Source organism: Providencia sp. PROV150, from assembly GCF_028481025.1.
GTDB lineage: Bacteria > Pseudomonadota > Gammaproteobacteria > Enterobacterales > Enterobacteriaceae > Providencia > Providencia hangzhouensis.
Genome location: NZ_JAMPPJ010000001.1, coordinates 1 through 17,426, shown reverse-complemented (window position 1 = coordinate 17,426; position 17,426 = coordinate 1). Strand labels below are relative to the sequence as shown.

General features: G+C 39.3%; 14 protein-coding genes and 1 pseudogene. 10 read left to right on the top strand and 5 right to left on the bottom strand.

Features of this window, described 5'->3' with window-relative positions:
• From tssK to PSE83_RS00035, 9 genes are read left to right on the top strand one after another with little or no spacing between them, the layout of a single operon-like run.
• Complete coding sequence (gene tssK / locus PSE83_RS00075) at positions 1 to 1,359, top strand: type VI secretion system baseplate subunit TssK (protein ID WP_004908045.1); 1,359 nt, start codon at positions 1 to 3, stop codon at positions 1,357 to 1,359.
• Positions 1,352 to 2,107 (top strand): type IVB secretion system protein IcmH/DotU, encoded by a 756-nt coding sequence (gene icmH, locus PSE83_RS00070; protein WP_004256004.1) that lies wholly within the window; start codon positions 1,352 to 1,354, stop codon positions 2,105 to 2,107. Before tssK ends, icmH begins: the two co-directional genes overlap by 8 nt.
• 8 nt (positions 2,108 to 2,115) lie before the next feature.
• Positions 2,116 to 4,737 carry a type VI secretion system ATPase TssH gene (tssH, locus tag PSE83_RS00065; RefSeq protein ID WP_004256006.1) on the top strand — a complete coding sequence of 874 codons (2,622 nt, stop codon included), beginning with the start codon at positions 2,116 to 2,118 and terminating at the stop codon, positions 4,735 to 4,737.
• Positions 4,734 to 5,522: a helix-turn-helix domain-containing protein gene (locus PSE83_RS00060; protein ID WP_004256008.1), complete on the top strand. Its 789-nt coding sequence runs from the start codon at positions 4,734 to 4,736 to the stop codon at positions 5,520 to 5,522. The genes tssH and PSE83_RS00060 overlap by 4 nt, the downstream gene beginning before the upstream one ends.
• A 1-nt stretch (position 5,523) precedes the next feature.
• Positions 5,524 to 6,174 (top strand): type VI secretion system-associated protein VasI, encoded by a 651-nt coding sequence (vasI, locus tag PSE83_RS00055; protein ID WP_004256010.1) that lies wholly within the window; start codon positions 5,524 to 5,526, stop codon positions 6,172 to 6,174.
• 5 nt (positions 6,175 to 6,179) lie between these two features.
• Positions 6,180 to 7,628: a type VI secretion system protein TssA gene (gene tssA, locus PSE83_RS00050; protein ID WP_112308195.1), complete on the top strand. Its 1,449-nt coding sequence runs from the start codon at positions 6,180 to 6,182 to the stop codon at positions 7,626 to 7,628.
• A complete protein-coding gene (gene tssM, locus PSE83_RS00045; protein WP_164565371.1) occupies positions 7,628 to 11,176 on the top strand; it encodes a type VI secretion system membrane subunit TssM in 3,549 nt (1,182 codons plus the stop codon). Before tssA ends, tssM begins: the two co-directional genes overlap by 1 nt.
• A 45-nt stretch (positions 11,177 to 11,221) precedes the next feature.
• Positions 11,222 to 12,565, top strand: a complete 1,344-nt coding sequence (locus PSE83_RS00040) for a VasL domain-containing protein (protein WP_036957892.1) — start codon at positions 11,222 to 11,224, stop codon at positions 12,563 to 12,565.
• Entirely contained in the window at positions 12,558 to 14,294 is a 1,737-nt protein-coding gene (locus PSE83_RS00035) for a type VI secretion system baseplate subunit TssF (protein WP_272660577.1), read from the top strand. Before PSE83_RS00040 ends, PSE83_RS00035 begins: the two co-directional genes overlap by 8 nt.
• Positions 14,295 to 14,795: 501 nt before the next feature.
• On the opposite strand, the gene PSE83_RS00030 is transcribed toward PSE83_RS00035, so the two are convergent.
• Genes PSE83_RS00030 through PSE83_RS00020 form a run of 3 tightly spaced genes read right to left on the bottom strand, consistent with a single transcriptional unit; the run spans position 14,796 to position 16,061 of the window.
• Positions 14,796 to 14,975 carry a GAD-like domain-containing protein gene (locus PSE83_RS00030; protein WP_096864206.1) on the bottom strand — a complete coding sequence of 60 codons (180 nt, stop codon included), beginning with the start codon at positions 14,973 to 14,975 and terminating at the stop codon, positions 14,796 to 14,798.
• A gap of 18 nt (positions 14,976 to 14,993) precedes the next feature.
• The gene (locus tag PSE83_RS00025) at positions 14,994 to 15,617 is read right to left on the bottom strand and encodes a GAD-like domain-containing protein (RefSeq protein ID WP_272660576.1); all 624 of its coding nucleotides are present in this window, start codon (positions 15,615 to 15,617) and stop codon (positions 14,994 to 14,996) included.
• A 30-nt stretch (positions 15,618 to 15,647) separates the two neighbouring features.
• Complete coding sequence (locus tag PSE83_RS00020) at positions 15,648 to 16,061, bottom strand: hypothetical protein (RefSeq protein WP_232729355.1); 414 nt, start codon at positions 16,059 to 16,061, stop codon at positions 15,648 to 15,650.
• Positions 16,062 to 16,107: 46 nt separating this feature from the next.
• Between PSE83_RS00020 and PSE83_RS00015 the strand changes: the two genes are divergently transcribed.
• Positions 16,108 to 16,374, top strand: a complete 267-nt coding sequence (locus PSE83_RS00015) for a SymE family type I addiction module toxin (RefSeq protein WP_272660575.1) — start codon at positions 16,108 to 16,110, stop codon at positions 16,372 to 16,374.
• A 71-nt stretch (positions 16,375 to 16,445) separates the two neighbouring features.
• On the opposite strand, the gene PSE83_RS00010 is transcribed toward PSE83_RS00015, so the two are convergent.
• Together PSE83_RS00010 and PSE83_RS00005 are read right to left on the bottom strand one after the other, a co-directional pair.
• Positions 16,446 to 16,952 (bottom strand): hypothetical protein, encoded by a 507-nt coding sequence (locus PSE83_RS00010; RefSeq protein WP_004256042.1) that lies wholly within the window; start codon positions 16,950 to 16,952, stop codon positions 16,446 to 16,448.
• Positions 16,949 to 17,426 (bottom strand): annotated as a pseudogene (locus PSE83_RS00005) (hypothetical protein); the annotation flags it as partial. The gene PSE83_RS00010 and the pseudogene PSE83_RS00005, both read right to left, overlap by 4 nt.

Sequence of the window (17,426 nt, the reverse complement as noted above, 5' to 3'; positions counted from 1 at the left end):
ATGTCGACTAAAAATAGAGTAATTTGGCGTGAAGGGCTATTTATCAAACCTCAACATTTTCAGCAACAGCAACGTCATCAAGATTACGTTACTGAAAGTATTTTAAAGAGCTTTATCTCTCATTTTTGGGGATTCAGTACGTTATCGTTAAGTAACGATTTATATTCGTTAGGTCGTATTGGTATTCAAGAAGCTTCTGGCGTTATGCCAGACGGCACAATTTTCTCTATTCCAAACCAAGATTTATCACCACAACCAATTGATATAAAAAATATTACTGATAGTGATAGTAATGTCATCTACCTTGCCTTTCCTTTAGCTAATGGGAACGTTGGTGAAATCTCAAATGAGCATAATGGGAGCCGTTTACTTTCACGTTATAGTGAAAGTACAGAAAATGTTCGTGATTTACATACTGAAAATGGTGATTTAAGTACTATCCACGTTGCACGATTAAACCCTATCCTCAAGCAAGGTAAAAGTGGCTTAGACGCTTACGTGGCATTGCCCATATGCCGTATTCGAGAACGTAATGCCAACGGAAGCTTAACGCTTGATAACGATTATATTCCAAGCCTCCTGAATATTCGGGCATCGCTATTACTCAATGAATTTCTTACTGAGATTGAAGGCACTTTGTATGAACGAGGTAAACAAATAGCCTCCCGAATTGGTGCTCCTGGCCAGCAAGGTGTTGCGGATGTCGCTGAATTTATGATGCTACAAGTACTCAACCGTACCTATCCACTCTATTCACATTATGCGCAAGAGCCAGTCATTCACCCTGAAAAGCTTTTTCGGGATTTATTGGAACTTTGTGGCGAGCTGCAAACATTCACGAATTCGTCTCGCTTACCCGATACCATTGCAAAATATAAGCACTTTGATTTAACAGATAGTTTTCTCCCATTAATAAAAAGTATCCGTGAAGCATTAAGTGTTGTCTTGACGCCGCGTGCAATTCCTATTCCGTTACAAATCCAAGAACACGGTATTCGAGTGGCGACTATTCATGACAAACAACTGCTCCAAAAAGCGGAATTTATTATTGCAGTTAAGTCACAGATGCCACAGGAACAACTACGCCGGCAGTTCCCACAGCAAACTAAAGTGACCACGGTAAATAATATTCGTAGCTTGGTCAGTGTTCAAATACCGGGAGTCCCTTTATCCCCTCTTTCAACTGCTCCACGGCAATTACCTTATCATTCTGGGTATAACTACTTCCATTTTGATCAACAAGGTAATGAATGGAAGGGGATCCAGCAGGATGGCAATATCGCCTTCCACGTTTCTGGCAATTTCCCTGATTTAGATATTCAGTTATGGGCAATAAGAGATGGAGCACTCTATGACTGATAATATTTTGCTTAATCACGATGTTGATAGCGGTATTTCACAGAAGAATTACCAAATCCCACTTAGGGGTAACAACATTAACCCAATGATCGATGCTGCAACGCCACTTTTAGGTATGGTTTTACGAATGAAAGCGATGTCTGAAACACCACTTTCAGAGAAACTTTACCAGCAAGTGGTCATGGACATCACGTCTATTGAACAGCAACTGCAAATACAAGGTTACGAGCCTGGGGCCATTGTTTCGTTTCGTTATGTCTTGTGCACTTTCATTGATGAAACAGCGCTTGGATTGGGCTGGGATCAAGAAAATGGCTGGGTAAAACAGTCATTACTTGTCCACTTTCATAATGAGTCATGGGGTGGCGAAAAGGTCTTTATCTTAATTGAAAGATTATTAGGTGAGCCCAAACGTTACCTAGACCTCATTGAGTTTATCTACCTTTGTCTCTGTCTTGGATACCGAGGTCGTTACAAAGTATCTGCGGGGCAAAATGATGAATTTAACCATTTGCTTAGACGCTTACAAAAACAAATACAACAACTTAAAGGCGATGCAAAACCGATTATCCTGTTTGAAAAAGGGGATAACAAGCAGAGCCGCTACCGTTTAGGTAAGCGGTTAGGCGTACGTTACATCATCATTGGTGCGGCAATATTAGCATTTATTATTTATCAGATTTACTCATCCCAACTGAATTACCAAACACTCAGAATTGTGGAACAACTTAATACTTTACTCGGCTAGGACGCATTATGATCCAAATTGATCTCTCAACACTTGTTAACCGATTACACCCGATTGCTAAGCATGCGTTAGAAAGCGCAGCAGCCTACTGTGTAAGCCATCAACAACCTGAAATTACGATTGCTCAGTTTCTTCAGAAACTCATTGAAACGCCATTAACTGACATTCGCCTAATCAGCCAGAAGAGCACTTTGGATATTAATAAGCTGTCAGAATTATTAGATATTCAAATTCCACCTCATCAAGCTATTACACAGAGCTACCCGAGCTTCTCTCCTTTATTGGTAGAGTGGATGAAAGACAGCTGGTTACTTGCATCGACAGAATTCAACCACAGTGAACTTCGCTCAGGTGTTCTCTTTCTCACATTATTACAAATGCCGTTGCGTTACCTCCCAAAACCGGTTGCAGACATGCTTTCACAAGTTAATCGAGAGCAATTAAAACTCAGTTTTGATAAGTGGACAGAAGGGTCTGCTGAATCGCCTTTTGACGAACAAGCACCTCAAAATAACGGCAAAATCGCGTCGGACTCATTGTTAGCAAAATTTACGCAAAACATGACCGAACAAGCTCGAAATAATGAGCTCGACCCTGTTTTATGTCGCGATCATGAAATCGACCTTATGATTGATATCCTTTGCCGCCGTCGGAAAAATAACCCTGTCGTCGTTGGGGAACCAGGCGTTGGGAAAAGCGCGCTTATTGAAGGCCTCGCATTGCGTATTATCGCCGGTGAAATCCCTGAAAAATTAAGAGGATGTGAACTTCTAACCTTAGATTTAGGTGCATTGCAAGCCGGTGCAGCGGTTAAAGGTGAATTTGAGAAACGCTTTAAAGGCATCATGCAAGAAGTTTCTCAATCTCCTCACCCCATAATTCTATTCATTGATGAAGCGCACACATTGATTGGTGCAGGTAATCAACAGGGTGGCCTAGATGTTTCCAATTTATTGAAACCTGCATTAGCGCGCGGTGAATTGAGAACAATCGCCGCAACCACCTGGAGCGAGTATAAAAAATACTTCGAAAAAGATGCTGCGCTAGCCCGCCGTTTTCAGTTAGTTCAAGTTAAAGAGCCCATATCTGCGGACGCAATTATCATTATGCGTGGTTTACGCGCTATTTATGAAAAAGCACACAATGTTTTTATCGATGATGAAGCACTTCGAGCCAGTGCTGAACTCAGTGAACGTTATATTTCAGGACGTCAATTACCTGATAAAGCCATTGACGTATTAGACACCGCATGTGCAAGGGCAGCGATCAATTTATCTTCGCCGCCAAAAATGCTCTCTTCATTAAAAACAGATCTCCAGCAAATAGAGATGGAGACAGCGATATTAAAAAGAGAACATCATCTTGGCTTGGATAATCACTCAGAACGCCTTGAGGAATTAGCATCAAAAGCAAATGAGATTGAGCAAAAAGCTTCCGATATACAACAAGCATGGGAACAACAACAAGCGCTTGTTTCGCAAATTATTACTTTGCGCTCAACGTTATTAGACGATGAGAATACTGAGCCCCAATCTGAAGAAACTTGCCAATTTGATGAGCTGAAACAGGAATTGCAAACATTAGACCAGCAACTTGCTCAACTACATGAAACACATTTGCTTGTTTCGCCACACGTCGATAAAAAACAAATTGCAGCCGTTATCGCAGAATGGACAGGCGTACCATTAAACCGATTATCGCAAGATGCTTTATCTATTGTTACAGACCTTCCCTGCTATTTAGAAGAAAGCATTAAAGGGCAATCATTAGCAATACAGTGCTTACATAAACATTTGTTAACGGCACGCGCTGATTTACGCCGCCCAGGTCGCCCTCTTGGTGCATTTTTATTGGCAGGGCCAAGTGGTGTCGGTAAAACAGAAACTGTGATCCAAATTGCACAATTAATGTTTGGTGGAACTCAATACCTAACGACTATTAATATGTCTGAGTTTCAAGAAAAGCATACGGTATCTCGTCTCATCGGTTCGCCACCAGGTTATGTCGGCTATGGTGAGGGGGGGATATTAACAGAAGCTATTCGTCAGAAGCCTTATTCTGTTGTACTACTTGATGAAGTCGAAAAAGCCCATCCAGACGTTCTAAATTTGTTCTATCAAGCATTTGATAAAGGCGAGATAGCCGATGGTGAAGGACGAGTCATTGATTGTAAAAATATCGCATTCTTCCTAACGTCTAATTTAGGTGACCATGTGATTACCGCGTATGCGGACAAGCCTGATGAGCTGCAAGATGCACTTTATCCTGAGCTCACCACATTTTTTAAACCCGCCCTACTGGCCCGCATGGAAATTGTTCCTTATTTACCTCTTTCGGCTGATATTTTACGGCAAATTGTTGATAGTAAGCTGACGCGTCTTATGATCTTATTGAAACAACGTTTTAATGCAAAAATCCAGTTAGAAGATAGCGTCCCTAATGAAATTTTACGTCGAGCTTCTCGCGCTGAAAATGGTGCTCGTATCTTAGAATCAATTATTGACGGTGCCTTATTACCGCCTCTTTCTTTGTTGCTCCTTCAATTCAGTGCCCGTAATGAAACCATCTCCCATATTCGTTTAACAACGGAAAATGATGAATTTATTGCGGAGGTTAACAAAGAAAAATGAAAGCAAGACTAAAAAATGCACTTGCTCTTCTTGAGTGCCGTGACGTAGAAGCGCTAGCCGTTCAATTTTTGACATATAGTTTTTCGCGTAGCGTATTCAGCGGGCTAATTATTTCATTGGTCAATAAAACCGAAAATAGATTAGAAAGCTGGAACATTGACCACTCACTCCAAGTTCAAAGCCATTTTTTAGACACTGATATTACTGATGCCGATCACCCTTTAATTCAACTTGTATTAAAGGGTGAACCCACATTTTGGAAGAATTTACAGCAAGGTAGCTACATTAATAACGCGTCATTACGTGATTTTATTTCGCAGCTTCCTGTTAATACTGGGCTATATAGCTTACCACTGCATGATCTGAACCATAAACCATGCGGTGCCATTATTCTTTTAGGGCAGGCCAAAGAGTTAGAAAATTTCGAACAAGGCATTTTCCCTATTTATTGCGAGCTCTTTCATCAGCAATTAAAACGCATTCTTGAATTGGCAAATACGCAACAAAAAATTTCGCACTTGCAATATCTCAATCAGTTGCAGAAAGAAAAGGAAGTAAGCCTCAATGAGGCCTTAAACATATTAACGGCATCAATCACAAGTATGGAACCAATAACAAATAACCCAAAAGATATTAATGATTTAGAGGCTGCTGTAGAGAGCTATGAAAAAGAAATTTTATTAAACAAGCGGCGTGAGCTAAAGGGAGATATCAACGCAATGGCAGAACACCTCAACATATCTAAGCGTGCGCTGATATATAAATTGAAGAAGTACGGAGTATAAAATGAAAATACTGAAACTCTTTTTTTGCTCTTTGATGCTAGTTTTCTTCGCTTTGTCTGGAAAAGCTGAAAGCAATATTAGCCAGAAGATCGCTGAAGAACTCACCCAGTGTCGTCTAGAATCTTCTCAGCTTATTCGCTTAGATTGCTATGACAAAATAGCGCTGTCCTCGACGCCTGCAGCAAATACTTCACCTAATATTGCTCAAATGGGGAAAACTTGGCGCCAAGCTTATGAACACGAAATGAAACGTGTCGAAAATAGTGCGGGTTTCTTAGTCTCAGTACCTGAAAATGGTGATTACCCCGTCATTATGACTATCCCTGCCATTGGTTTTCAACCTCCGCGCCCTGTTCTCATGTTGAGCTGCATCGACAACATTACCCGTATGCAAATTATTTTACCCAATAAACAAGATGCAGGCAGTGTCATGGTCTCGACTGATAGAACGCAATTCACTGCAGAATGGTTTTTACGCGAAAATGGCTATGTATTGGAATCAAGCCGTGGTTTACCTGGCATAGATGAAATCAAGCGTTTATTAAATGGCGAAAAATTGACTTTAAAATTAACTAATAACGAAAAACTAACGTTCAATATTTCAGGGATGTCCCAAGAAATTAAACCATTAAGAGCCGCTTGCCACTGGTAAAAATAATGACAAACAATACCCCTTATTCTTGGAAAGAACAGTTACTTGCCCATCTTGATGAACAGCTGGTGTGTAGTGCTGTGAACGATAGTGACCCCGACTGGGAGTATATCGATAGTGAAATGATAAAATTCGGCTCTCTCAGTCACAGCCAATTAGATGTTAAAGAAATTCAACGTCGGTGTTTGCGGTTGCTTGAAACACAGACAAAGGATTTCCGCTTAATCGTTCACTTATTACGTACCTTACAGCATGCAGGTGAACCTAAAGAATTAGTTTTAGCAGCGCAGATCCTTTCTGATTTTACGCGCCAATATTGGCATGTCTGCTATCCAACGAATATTAAGCTCAAGTTACGCTTAGCGAACCAAATTATAAAACGCTTCGAATCAGTAAACGATATTTTTTGCCGTTCTGCTAATAGCAAAATGCGTGATGATATCCTGGGATCTTTTGCCTATTTAGCGCAATTTTGGCATGAACAGAGCCCTGAACTTTCTGAACAAATTGATGCATTGAGTCGAGGTTATCAGCGAATTGAAGAAAGCGAACAGCCCATAGTGTTAGCTTCAGCACCAAAAGAAGCCGCAATGCCTATTACTGAAACTGTACAACCACCAGCAAATAGCTTTGTCATGCCAGCAATCAATATAAATCAGCATGACGAAAGACAATGGAAGCAAACGCTACTCCAAGTTTCAGAAGTTATTTGTTTACAAATGCCTGAAAGTTCAGTTGGTTATCGCTTACGACGTTATGCTATCTGGCATTCCATTACAATGTTGCCCCAAGCCGATCGTCAAGGTAAAACCCCCTTAGCGCCGGTTTCGATGGATCGCATAATGGATTACAAAGCCCAACTTTCTCAACCATCAAACTCCCTATTAAATAATGTAGAGCAAAGCTTATCACTATCGCCTTATTGGCTAGAAGGCCACATGCTCGCAGCACAAGCAGCAGCTAAACTGGGTTATTCAGAAGTCGCGGATGGTATCGCAGAAGAGTTACGTCTTTTTTTAGCTCGCCTTCCAAACCTCGTCAATTTGCATTTTTCTGATATGAGCCCTTTCGTCCCCGACAGCGTAAAAGAATGGTTAGAAGATTGTCGCCAAACAGAGAGTGGCCAATTATCTCATTCAAATACCACATTATTACAGCAAGACGTTTTACTGTGCTATGAACAACAAGGGCTTGAAGCCGCATTGAAGCTCATTGAATCAAGCCTTGTAACTGCAATAGAGCCTAGAGATAAATTTTATGGGCAATTATTGTCAGCGCAACTATTCGAGCTCTCAGGAATGGGCTATATGGCGGCCCACTTATATCAGCAACTTTATACTGCTACTTTACACTTTTCACTCGAGGATTGGGAACCCAGCCTCGTAAGACAACTCGTTCAAAAAACAGACAAAATACCAGAAACAACAATGACTATGGATAGGGATCTACAATAATGAAATTACCGTTTTTCTCCATTTCAAACATAACCAATTCGGTAAAAAAACTGTTTTTTGCTGATAGGCCCAAAATTGCCTCCTTTTTCCTATTTTTATTAGCGTTACTCCCTGCGCTCGTCATTGTGTGGATTTGGTGGTGGGGGCCGACATTCACTTATCAAGACTCAATGCCATTTAGTACACTCACCTCACGCTGGCTTGCTACGCTAATTATTATTTTGCTTGTCGTCAGTTGGATAGGTTTAGTTACATGGCGTCGAGTAAAAAAACTTGAAGCGTTAAAACTCGATGTTGAGTTAGCCGTTGTTGACCCCGTTAGGCAGGATATTGATTTCCAAAATCGTTATTTAGACTATTGGAAATCTCAATTTACTCGTCACCTAAATGGCCATTCTAAGGCTGTTTATTTGCGTCCTTGGTATTTTGTTTTAGGTGCAAACCAAAGCGGAAAACATAGCTTATTGAAAAATACGCTGAATCCATTGGATATCGCGCCAAGTGACAATATCGTTAATGAACAAAAGCTGCCTTTAAATATTGAGTGCTTGTTGACGGATAGTGCCGTTCTTTTTGTTCCTAACGGCAAGCTATTGACTCAACCAAATGAACATAATGAGAAACCTCAACTCTATCATCGGTTGTGGGAAGAGTTACTTAATTGGATAAAGACTAATCGCTCAAGACAACCCATGAACGGGATTATTTTAACGGTAGATACCTTATCCCTACTCACCAATACGAAAGAGCAAAACAGCCAATTGATTGCTGACCTGCAAATGCGTATTGAAGAAATTAGAATGACTTTTAATAGTCAACTACCATTATATATCGTATTAACGAAGCTCGATTTACTACGTGGTTTCGATTCAATGTACCAGTCATTGGATGCGCAACAACGTAACCAAGTACTGGGTGTTTCTTTCGACCTTAAATCTCAAAAAGATTGGAAGACGGGTTTAACGCACTTCTGGTTACAGTGGGTTAACCAAATGAATAGCGCACTACCTGAAATGATGCTACAACGAGCAGAAGGTAATCAACGTAGTGATTTATTCAGCTTTGTACGTCAAATAGAAGGGTTACAGAGCCACGTTATAACATTAATTAATGCACTGTTGATTAATAACGAACAACATAACATTTGTTTAAGGGGTGTTTATCTCACCTCTGCATTACAGATTGGCCAAATAGACGATGTCTTTAGCCAAACGGCATCCGTGCAATACCATTTACCGACAGCCCCACTAACAACTTGGCCAATCAATGATAGCCACCCTTACTTTACACATAATTTATTTGACCAAGTCCTTTTCAGTGAGCCCAATTTAGCAGCTGAAAATCAATATTGGGTCAAAAAACACCGTTCTCGTCTCTTAGTCACAACACTGGCCAGTTTTGCCGGTTTAATTGCGCTTTGGAGTGGTTGGAATCACTATTATGATAAAAACTACCGCGCCGGTGAGAGTGTGCTTAATGAGGTTAAAGCCTTTAGAACGATAGATAATAACGTCCAAAAAGATACTGATGGTAGCTTACAACTTCCCGTCCTCAACCCATTGCGTGAAGCGACACTTGCCTATGGGAACCACCGCGATAAAAATGCGCTGTTTTCTGATATGGGGCTGTATCAAGGCCAAAAAGTCGGCCCACAAGTTGAGCAAGTTTATCTGCAATTACTGACCGAACGTTTCTTACCCGCAATTATGTCAGGGCTTTTAATTGAACTTAATAATGCAGATAAGGGCAGTGAAGATAAACTCGAAATTTTACGCATTATGCGCATGTTAGAAGATAAAACAGGGCGCAATAATGGCATGGTTGAAGACTTTATGGCGAATTATTGGAGCCATCTCTTCACTGGGCAACGTGAAAAACAAATGCTATTAAAAGCACACTTACGTTATGCGCTTGAACACACGGATTGGAAAGCGGAACGAGACAACGGTCTGATGACTGCGATTAAGGCCTTCACGCCTTTTGCGACCCCCATTAAAAATGCCCAGAAAGAACTCAGTGTGTTATCGCTTTATCAACGTGTGTACCAGGCATTACGGCTAAAAGCCAACCAAGAACTTTCAGCGCCTTTAAATTTGCAATATCAGATAGGCCCAAGTTTTAATACTGTTTTTACCGCTATTGATGAGGATAAATTAGAAATCCCACAGTTTTTAACACGTTCAGGATTATTAAACTATTTTATTCGCCAAAATGACAAATTAGTTGAACTCACGTTGCTTGATGCTTGGGTGCTCAATCTCACATCAAATACCCAATATAGTGAGAATGACCGTAAAGAAATTCAACGTCAAATCAGTGAGCAATATATCAGTGATTATATCGCTCAATGGCGTAACGGAATGAGTAATTTAGAAATTCGTGAATTTGACTCAATCCAAGATGAAATCATCGCTCTTGAACAAATCATCAGCGGAGAGCAGCCTTTACGTCGTGCCTTACAAGTTTTGCGTGATAATACGGTCATTCCATCCATTGATGAAAACTTACCTATTGAGAAACAAAAAGCCTTGATGGCAGAACCTTCTTACCGTTTATTAACACGTTTAGATAGAGAATTCACACCCCAAACAGAAATACTGGTCAGTAATCAAGGAGAAAACTTACAGAATCTCAATCAAAAATTGAATGATTTGCATCGATATTTGTTGGGAATACAAAACTCTCCAGTACCGGGCAAAGCGGCACTTAAAGCAGTTTCCATGCGACTCAATGATAATAATAAAGATGCCATATTTGAACTATCACAAATGGCTAAAACATTGCCTGAACCGCTCAATCGTTGGGTAGATGAACTTGCAGAACAAGCCTGGAATGTTGTCCAGAAAGAAGCTATTCGACATATGGAAGTTGAATGGAATGAAAATGTTGTAAAACAATATAATACCTATATTGCTGGTCGCTATCCGTTTAATCCAAACTCAAAACAAGATGTTCCATTAAGTGAGTTCGAACGCTTCTTTAAACCTAATGGCACACTCGATAGCTTCTATCAACAGAACTTACGTTTATTTGTTGAAAATAACTTAGTCGATAATAGGGATAGTCAATCACTGATCCGCTCTGATGTTTTAGCGCAAATAGAAACTGCAAATCGCATAAGAGAAACCTTCTTTAATGCACAAGGTAATTTAGAAGCACAATTTGCAGTTGAACCCCTTTCATTAAGTGGCAATAAACGCCGTAGTATCTTAAATCTTGACGGTCAGCTTATTGATTATGCCCATAGCCGCAGCCATGTCACGCATCTCGTTTGGCCAAACTCGATGCGTTCAAATATTGAAAGTAAACTGACTCTAGTTCCGCTTTCCGGCGATAAATCGCCTCGTTCAATTAGTTTCTCAGGACCGTGGGCACAAATGCGCTTAGTCGACAGTGCGAAGTTAATGAATATCAAATCCAATTCATTCGATATTCGTTTCACGATTGATAGCGGTGATATGACTTATCGAGTACTCGTTGATGAGTCTAATAATCCTTTCTTCGGAGGATTATTCACAAAGTTCCGTTTACCTGAAACCCTTTACTAATGTGATTGCCTCCACTTTATGTGGGGGCATAGGATATTCAACGAGATGAAATCAGAACATTTAGTCATTAAAATCGGGAGCTCCCCTTTAGATACTCCTGAATTTATTGCTCTTAAAACAGAATTTAACAAGTTAAGTCATCCTGCACGTCCGGAGGTCAGTTGGACGCTTATTGAATCACTTTGTTTGTCTCTTTTTAAAAATCATGGTATTGACCTACAAAGCGGTGCTTATTACACAATTGCACGACTACAACGCCATGGACTCAGTGGCTTTACTGAAGGCTGTGAATTATTAGCGAGTGTTATTGTTACTCATTGGGATGCGTTATGGCCTGAAAAACCGAATCAACGAACAGAAGCACTCAACTGGTTTAATACAAAAGCTAGCGCCCTGCTCCGCCAGCAAACCTATGAAACAAAAGACCTCCGTTTGGTTTACCGCTCAGAACGCGCGCTACAATTAATCATTGATAAACTGGCTAAAACAACGTGGGAAAAACTGCCTAAAATTGAAAACTTGTTATGGTTCTTTCAAAATTTAGCCAAACAACTTGAAAAACAGGAAGAATATGCAAAACAGAATACATCCGAATCTGTCACGCTCCCGCCTTTAGTGTATATCCAACAACCTGCTAAACAGGTAGAGCAACCATCACCAACATTTATTTTTGAACCCCCAGAGCCCGCATCAACATTAACAGTAACAACTAAAAAAATGAGCGCTACCCGTGGTTTTATATGGGGTTGTGTGCTCAGTAGTGCACTCTTTTTAGTCAGTGGATTTAGCGCCTATGTTTATTTTAAACATGAGATGGAGGCTATAACGTCCATTCCTGAAGGTGCTGTTGCCAAATGGTTATTTAAACCCGAAATAAATACCTATGAATATCATTTAGCTTTGCTCGAAAAGCGTTCCCCTCTCGCTAACTTGAAACTGATCGAGAACATGCAAGAAAAAGCAAAATCTTATTGGCCTGCGGATGCTGATCAGGCTTACTTCAGCCGAAATTGGCAAAACCAATATGAGGCGCGTTTAGAAAATATGCCTATTAATGATAGTTGGTCTGAAACAGCAATGTTGTTGCAGCAACTTTCAAATAAAATTATTCAACAAGAAAAAAACCGAGGTAGTTTTACATTATCCTATTTAAAAACTGCCATCTATGACATTCAAAAGCAGCACAATAAAGTGGAGCCTATTGAAGAAAAGCTCCGTCAATTATCGCTACAAATTAAAAATGGGCAGCCGGTTCCCCCTGCCACACTCATCAATATTGATAATAAAATTAATGGATTATTAGCTCGTTACTATGAATTACAAAAACAAGCAGAGCAAAAAGGTTTAAAACCCAGCTCATATTCATCTTTTGGATTAAGTCATGAGTGAAATAAAATATATTAAAGAAAAGCAATACTTACAAAAGCTATACAGTGAATATGCAGATAAAAAGCCACATTTAGCTGATGTATTAGATCCTCAAGATCCGCAGACAAGCTACCTATTAGAAGGGTTTGCTTTTTTATCTGCGCGTTTACAGGATAAAATTGACGATGCATTTCCTGAAATTACATTGCCCCTACTGCAACGACTAGACTCCCAAGCTATAAAAGGGCTTCCAGCAACGACTATTGTACAAATTGACCAAAGTGAATTGCTTTCTTTTCCAGTAGAGATAAATAAAGACCATCTTGTCTTAGGTAATAATGGGGCTCGCTTTAGTTTTTGTCATGAATTCGTCGTAGCACCCTATATCCTTCTCGCTAGAAAAGTGATTCAGCACCCAAATCGTTCTTGTATTTCACTTGAATTACAGTATCGAGGTGAAACTAAATTTCATTCAACAAGTTCACTTGATGTTTTTTTAGGAGCCAATAAAAAAACATCAGAAACCTTACTACTCGCATTTAGCCAGTATTTTGAAAAAATTGAAGTCGTCCATAATCATATTCGCTATGAGGGAGATCCACTTAACTACGCTTTCGAGCCCAAAATCGGAAAACCCTATAAAATATTCCCACAAGAAAATGCATCACTCAGCGCTCCACAGCAATTATTGGAAGGCCTTTATTTACCTCATGTTCATCATTTTGTTGAGCTCAATATTCCCCAAGTTGTCACTGAGTTAGATTGGGAGCAAGAAAGGCGTTTTACAGTTAACATCTATTTCAATCAACAGCTTCCTTTGACACAAGAGGAATGTGAAAATAGCTTTTATTTAAACTGTGCTCCGGCAATGGATACCGAAGCACAACACACCTTGCTAATTGATTTTAAAGAAAATAAATCAAGTTATTTGCTTCCTATCCCTAGCCATCACTACTTGGCTGACCTCTTTGAAATTCAACTTTCACTTGAGCCACATGAACAAGAGAGAGGCATATATTGTCATTTTTATCCTACGACAGAATTAACGGCATCTTCACGCCTTATGCCTCAATACCATAAAACCCTTTTTTACTCCTTAACGATGGAGAAAAATATCACGGGGCATACTCTTTATTATTTAAACTTTTTTGATAATAAAGGCGCCCCTATGGTAACACCGCCCAGCTTACATTTTTCATGTGTTTATATAGGCTTTGAACGTAACCAAAAAAACGAAATTGGCTTATTAAACCAACACAGTGAAAAAATGCCTGACGGAATTAAAACAGGAAATATCACATTATTGTCACCTTGCTATCCTCCCATCGTTAATAACCACCATTTTTGGCAATTATTATCCCATTACAGTGCTAATGCCTCAATGCTAATGTCATTAGAAAGCGTAAAACACTTAATTGCTGATTATATTCTCTATCGAGATACTGATAGGCAAGTGACACGAAGATGTGAGCGATTATTATCTGGGCTCATTGAGCTGAAAACACATTTATATGACCATATCTTAAAAGGTAAACCCTACCGGTGCTTATCTTTATCTCTACTACTTGATAACGCTCAATATGAAAGCGAAGGTGAAGCCTTTGTATTTACCACTCACCTCTATCACTTTTTCCCATTTTGCCTATCCGCGAATATGTTATTAGAGATGTCGGTGACACTGAATAACGAGAAAAAAACAAGGTGGCATTTATCCCCATCCCCCCTAAAAGGACATAAGTCGATGATTTAACTATCTCTTAATGAGTAACTAATTAAAGTATCCCAAAGACTACCTCAATATAGTAAAGGGGAGCATAAAAAGTGTGGCGCAAAAACGCTTCAATTGCATCCCCACCCCATGAATCTATGAGGTAGCGTTGCCTGCTTTTAAAGTTTCAAGGTTGCAGTGACTTGCTGTTGTAACGGGCGAATAATCCTATCTCTGTTTAATGGCTAGAATTCATAAAGCCCATCTCACTACAGCGAAGGTATTCTTGCCCAAACTCATTGTTCAGCTCGCAATCACAAGAACTCAGTCTATTATTTAATTTATATTATTTCAGTGAATATATTATTGTAAATAGAAATGTTATTTTAAATAAATTTGACTGCGGGTGTAATTATCTTCCTTAATTCTAATAAATAATCAATAGCATTTACTTTGTTAGACGCATTAAAATTTAATGTTTCTACTTTTTGGATAATGGGATCAAAGCAATAAATTTCATTTTCATTTAATGCCCCATGTTTTTCAACTAAAAAAAGAAAAAAGACCATATTGATAACGACTCCAGCCTTCATTTACCCAACAATTAAGTAAATTATCGGGTAAAATTGTTTTCCACTTTGCAATATACTCAAGTGAAACATAACGAGAGGCTGTTGCTTCACCAAGACTTTCAATTATTGATGAAAAATAAGAATCTCTCATTATATTTTCTCTTTGAATCTAAAAATTAATTTCATTAATTTCTGGTTCAGCCAATTGGGCTAAAATAGACAAATGAATACGCGCATCAACTTTTTGTATGTATTTAATATCAGGTTCCCCACCTAAAATAATCGCAGGTTCAAAACCAAATATTTCATTATCACCAAGAGGCCCAAGTTTTTTTACCGCTTTTTCAAATAGGCCACTTTTATTATGGCTATCTATGTCGGTGAATCCAAATAATGTTCTTATACTAATACTTTTCTCTGAGTGTTTTTCTTTTAGCTCTTTTTTTTGAACGAAAATTGTATTGTACATTGAACTAATAACTACACACTGCCCTGTTTTTTCACCACATAAATAGATATTCCCAAATCCATTAATGGCAATTGCATGAAAACTATCAATTTCCTCTAAATAGGTGTTTTCCAGCCACTCATCGACAATATCCTCATAGTCATCAGGATCTACAATTGTAAATAATCCATTATAATAACTACTCCATCCTTCATTGTGCCAATAAGTTAAGAGTAATTCAGGTAACTTGCCTCGCCACTTTTCAATTTTCTCTTCAGAAACATAACGTGATGTTGAGGCTTCGCCAAACTCATCTATGAATGCATCAAAAAATTCATCGCGCATTTTATTTTCCTTTTCCTCGGCAGACTTCTATTAACTATAAGGCCTAACAATCTTATGCCATGCCGTCCCATCATAAAGGTCTACACTATAATCACCCGCTACCACTAAAATACCGTCACGCACATCCATATGACCAGACAGAAGAACGGTTTCATCACCATCCATCGGGCGTACCATTTCATTGCCGTCCCAACATTGCAAACGGTAGTCATCACAAGCCCAGACTTTATCTTCAAACCTGCGCAGCTGATTCAGTAAAATCGTCGAGCCACCGTGGTACAATTTTTCCCATTGAAATTCACGACCACGCCATAAGCTGCTGCCTTCACCACCGATATATACATAACCATCCAGCGCGCACAGCACGGCGCTTAATTGTTCATTGGAGGGAAAGCCACAGGGGATCCATTGTTCTCCGTTATAGTGCCTGCAAGAAGTTTTCACTACCACGCCCCGCCCGTTGATGGGCGAGTAACCCGGTGGCGGTGTAATGGCTAGATTTAATCGATGGACAAGGCTCACTCTCAGAAAAACCAGCCCACCGCCCGCAATTCACCTTAAAGGGCAGTGGCTAAAAGACGCAGTTTTTGAGACAGGCTTCACGTTCACAGTGAAAATCTTAAACGGCTGTTTGGTATTGCTCCCCAACAGCGAGGACACCCGAGCGATAAAACAACAAAACCAACAACAGCAAGCTCAACTGAGTGAGATAAAAAACTCAATGCGCGGAGTGATGGCGGAGTATGTTAGCGACTAAAAGATAAACTAGGCGGCTCTTAAAAATAAGCCAGAAGTATATTTCTGGCTTATTAGATCAACGTTAAGTAATTATCTTCTTTGTGATTGTATATTCGTACAAAAATCACGAAAAGATGGTGCTATATCAATGATGTTATTTAAACAATCAATATCTGTAGACTTAGTATATTTGATTTTTCCCGTTTCAAGATTAATCCAATAATCACTATCCCCTGCATCTCCAGCAAAAGGAATATGTAATTGAGAAAAATCAAGAAAAGCCTTAGAGACATTACATCTATATTTCAATACATCGGACACTGAAAGCAAATAAGGAGAATCGACATCATTTATTGGTATAAAATTAAATGATTCAATTTCCATCAGGTTGTAATCATTATCTTCTATTTTATAAAAATTATCACGATAGATAAAAGCACCGCCATAAAAATAACCACCGTTGAAGTGCTCATAAAATTCAATAAAGAAATTCTTTCCACTAAAGTCTTGAGGAATAAATGTATTTATTTCCTCTGATGTTAACCCGTGTAGTGATTTTTCAAATTTTAAATGAGGATCTGTAAAAAATTTACTCAACGTTTTATCCCTCCAGGTTTGCAATTCAATATGGCACTATTTCGTTTAGTTGCTTCATCGATAGCATCTTGAGTTCCATATTTATGTCCAGTTTTTTCCTCAAATTGATGAGCACCTCCAACATGAGGGTGGCTATGATATTCAGGATTTACCAATTGCATTGTCATCTCATTCGTTGCTGGATTATAGCTTACATGGTGACTAATCCATTTACGTGAAGGATACTCATCTATACCAGCCGCTTTATATAATGCTAACTTATCATCCGCATAGCTACCTGTAGCTTTTATTGTAAATAGCCCTTCAGGATTTTGAGCTGAAACGGTTTTAGGGTGTAGTACATCACCACCGTCAGGTAGGAAAATAATAGGCTCTTTCGCCAATCCAAACGGATCAACCCACCCAGTCGGACAATGCACATACCCATACGGATTAAATCCACCCAGTAGCCCTATCGGGTCGGGACTAATATAC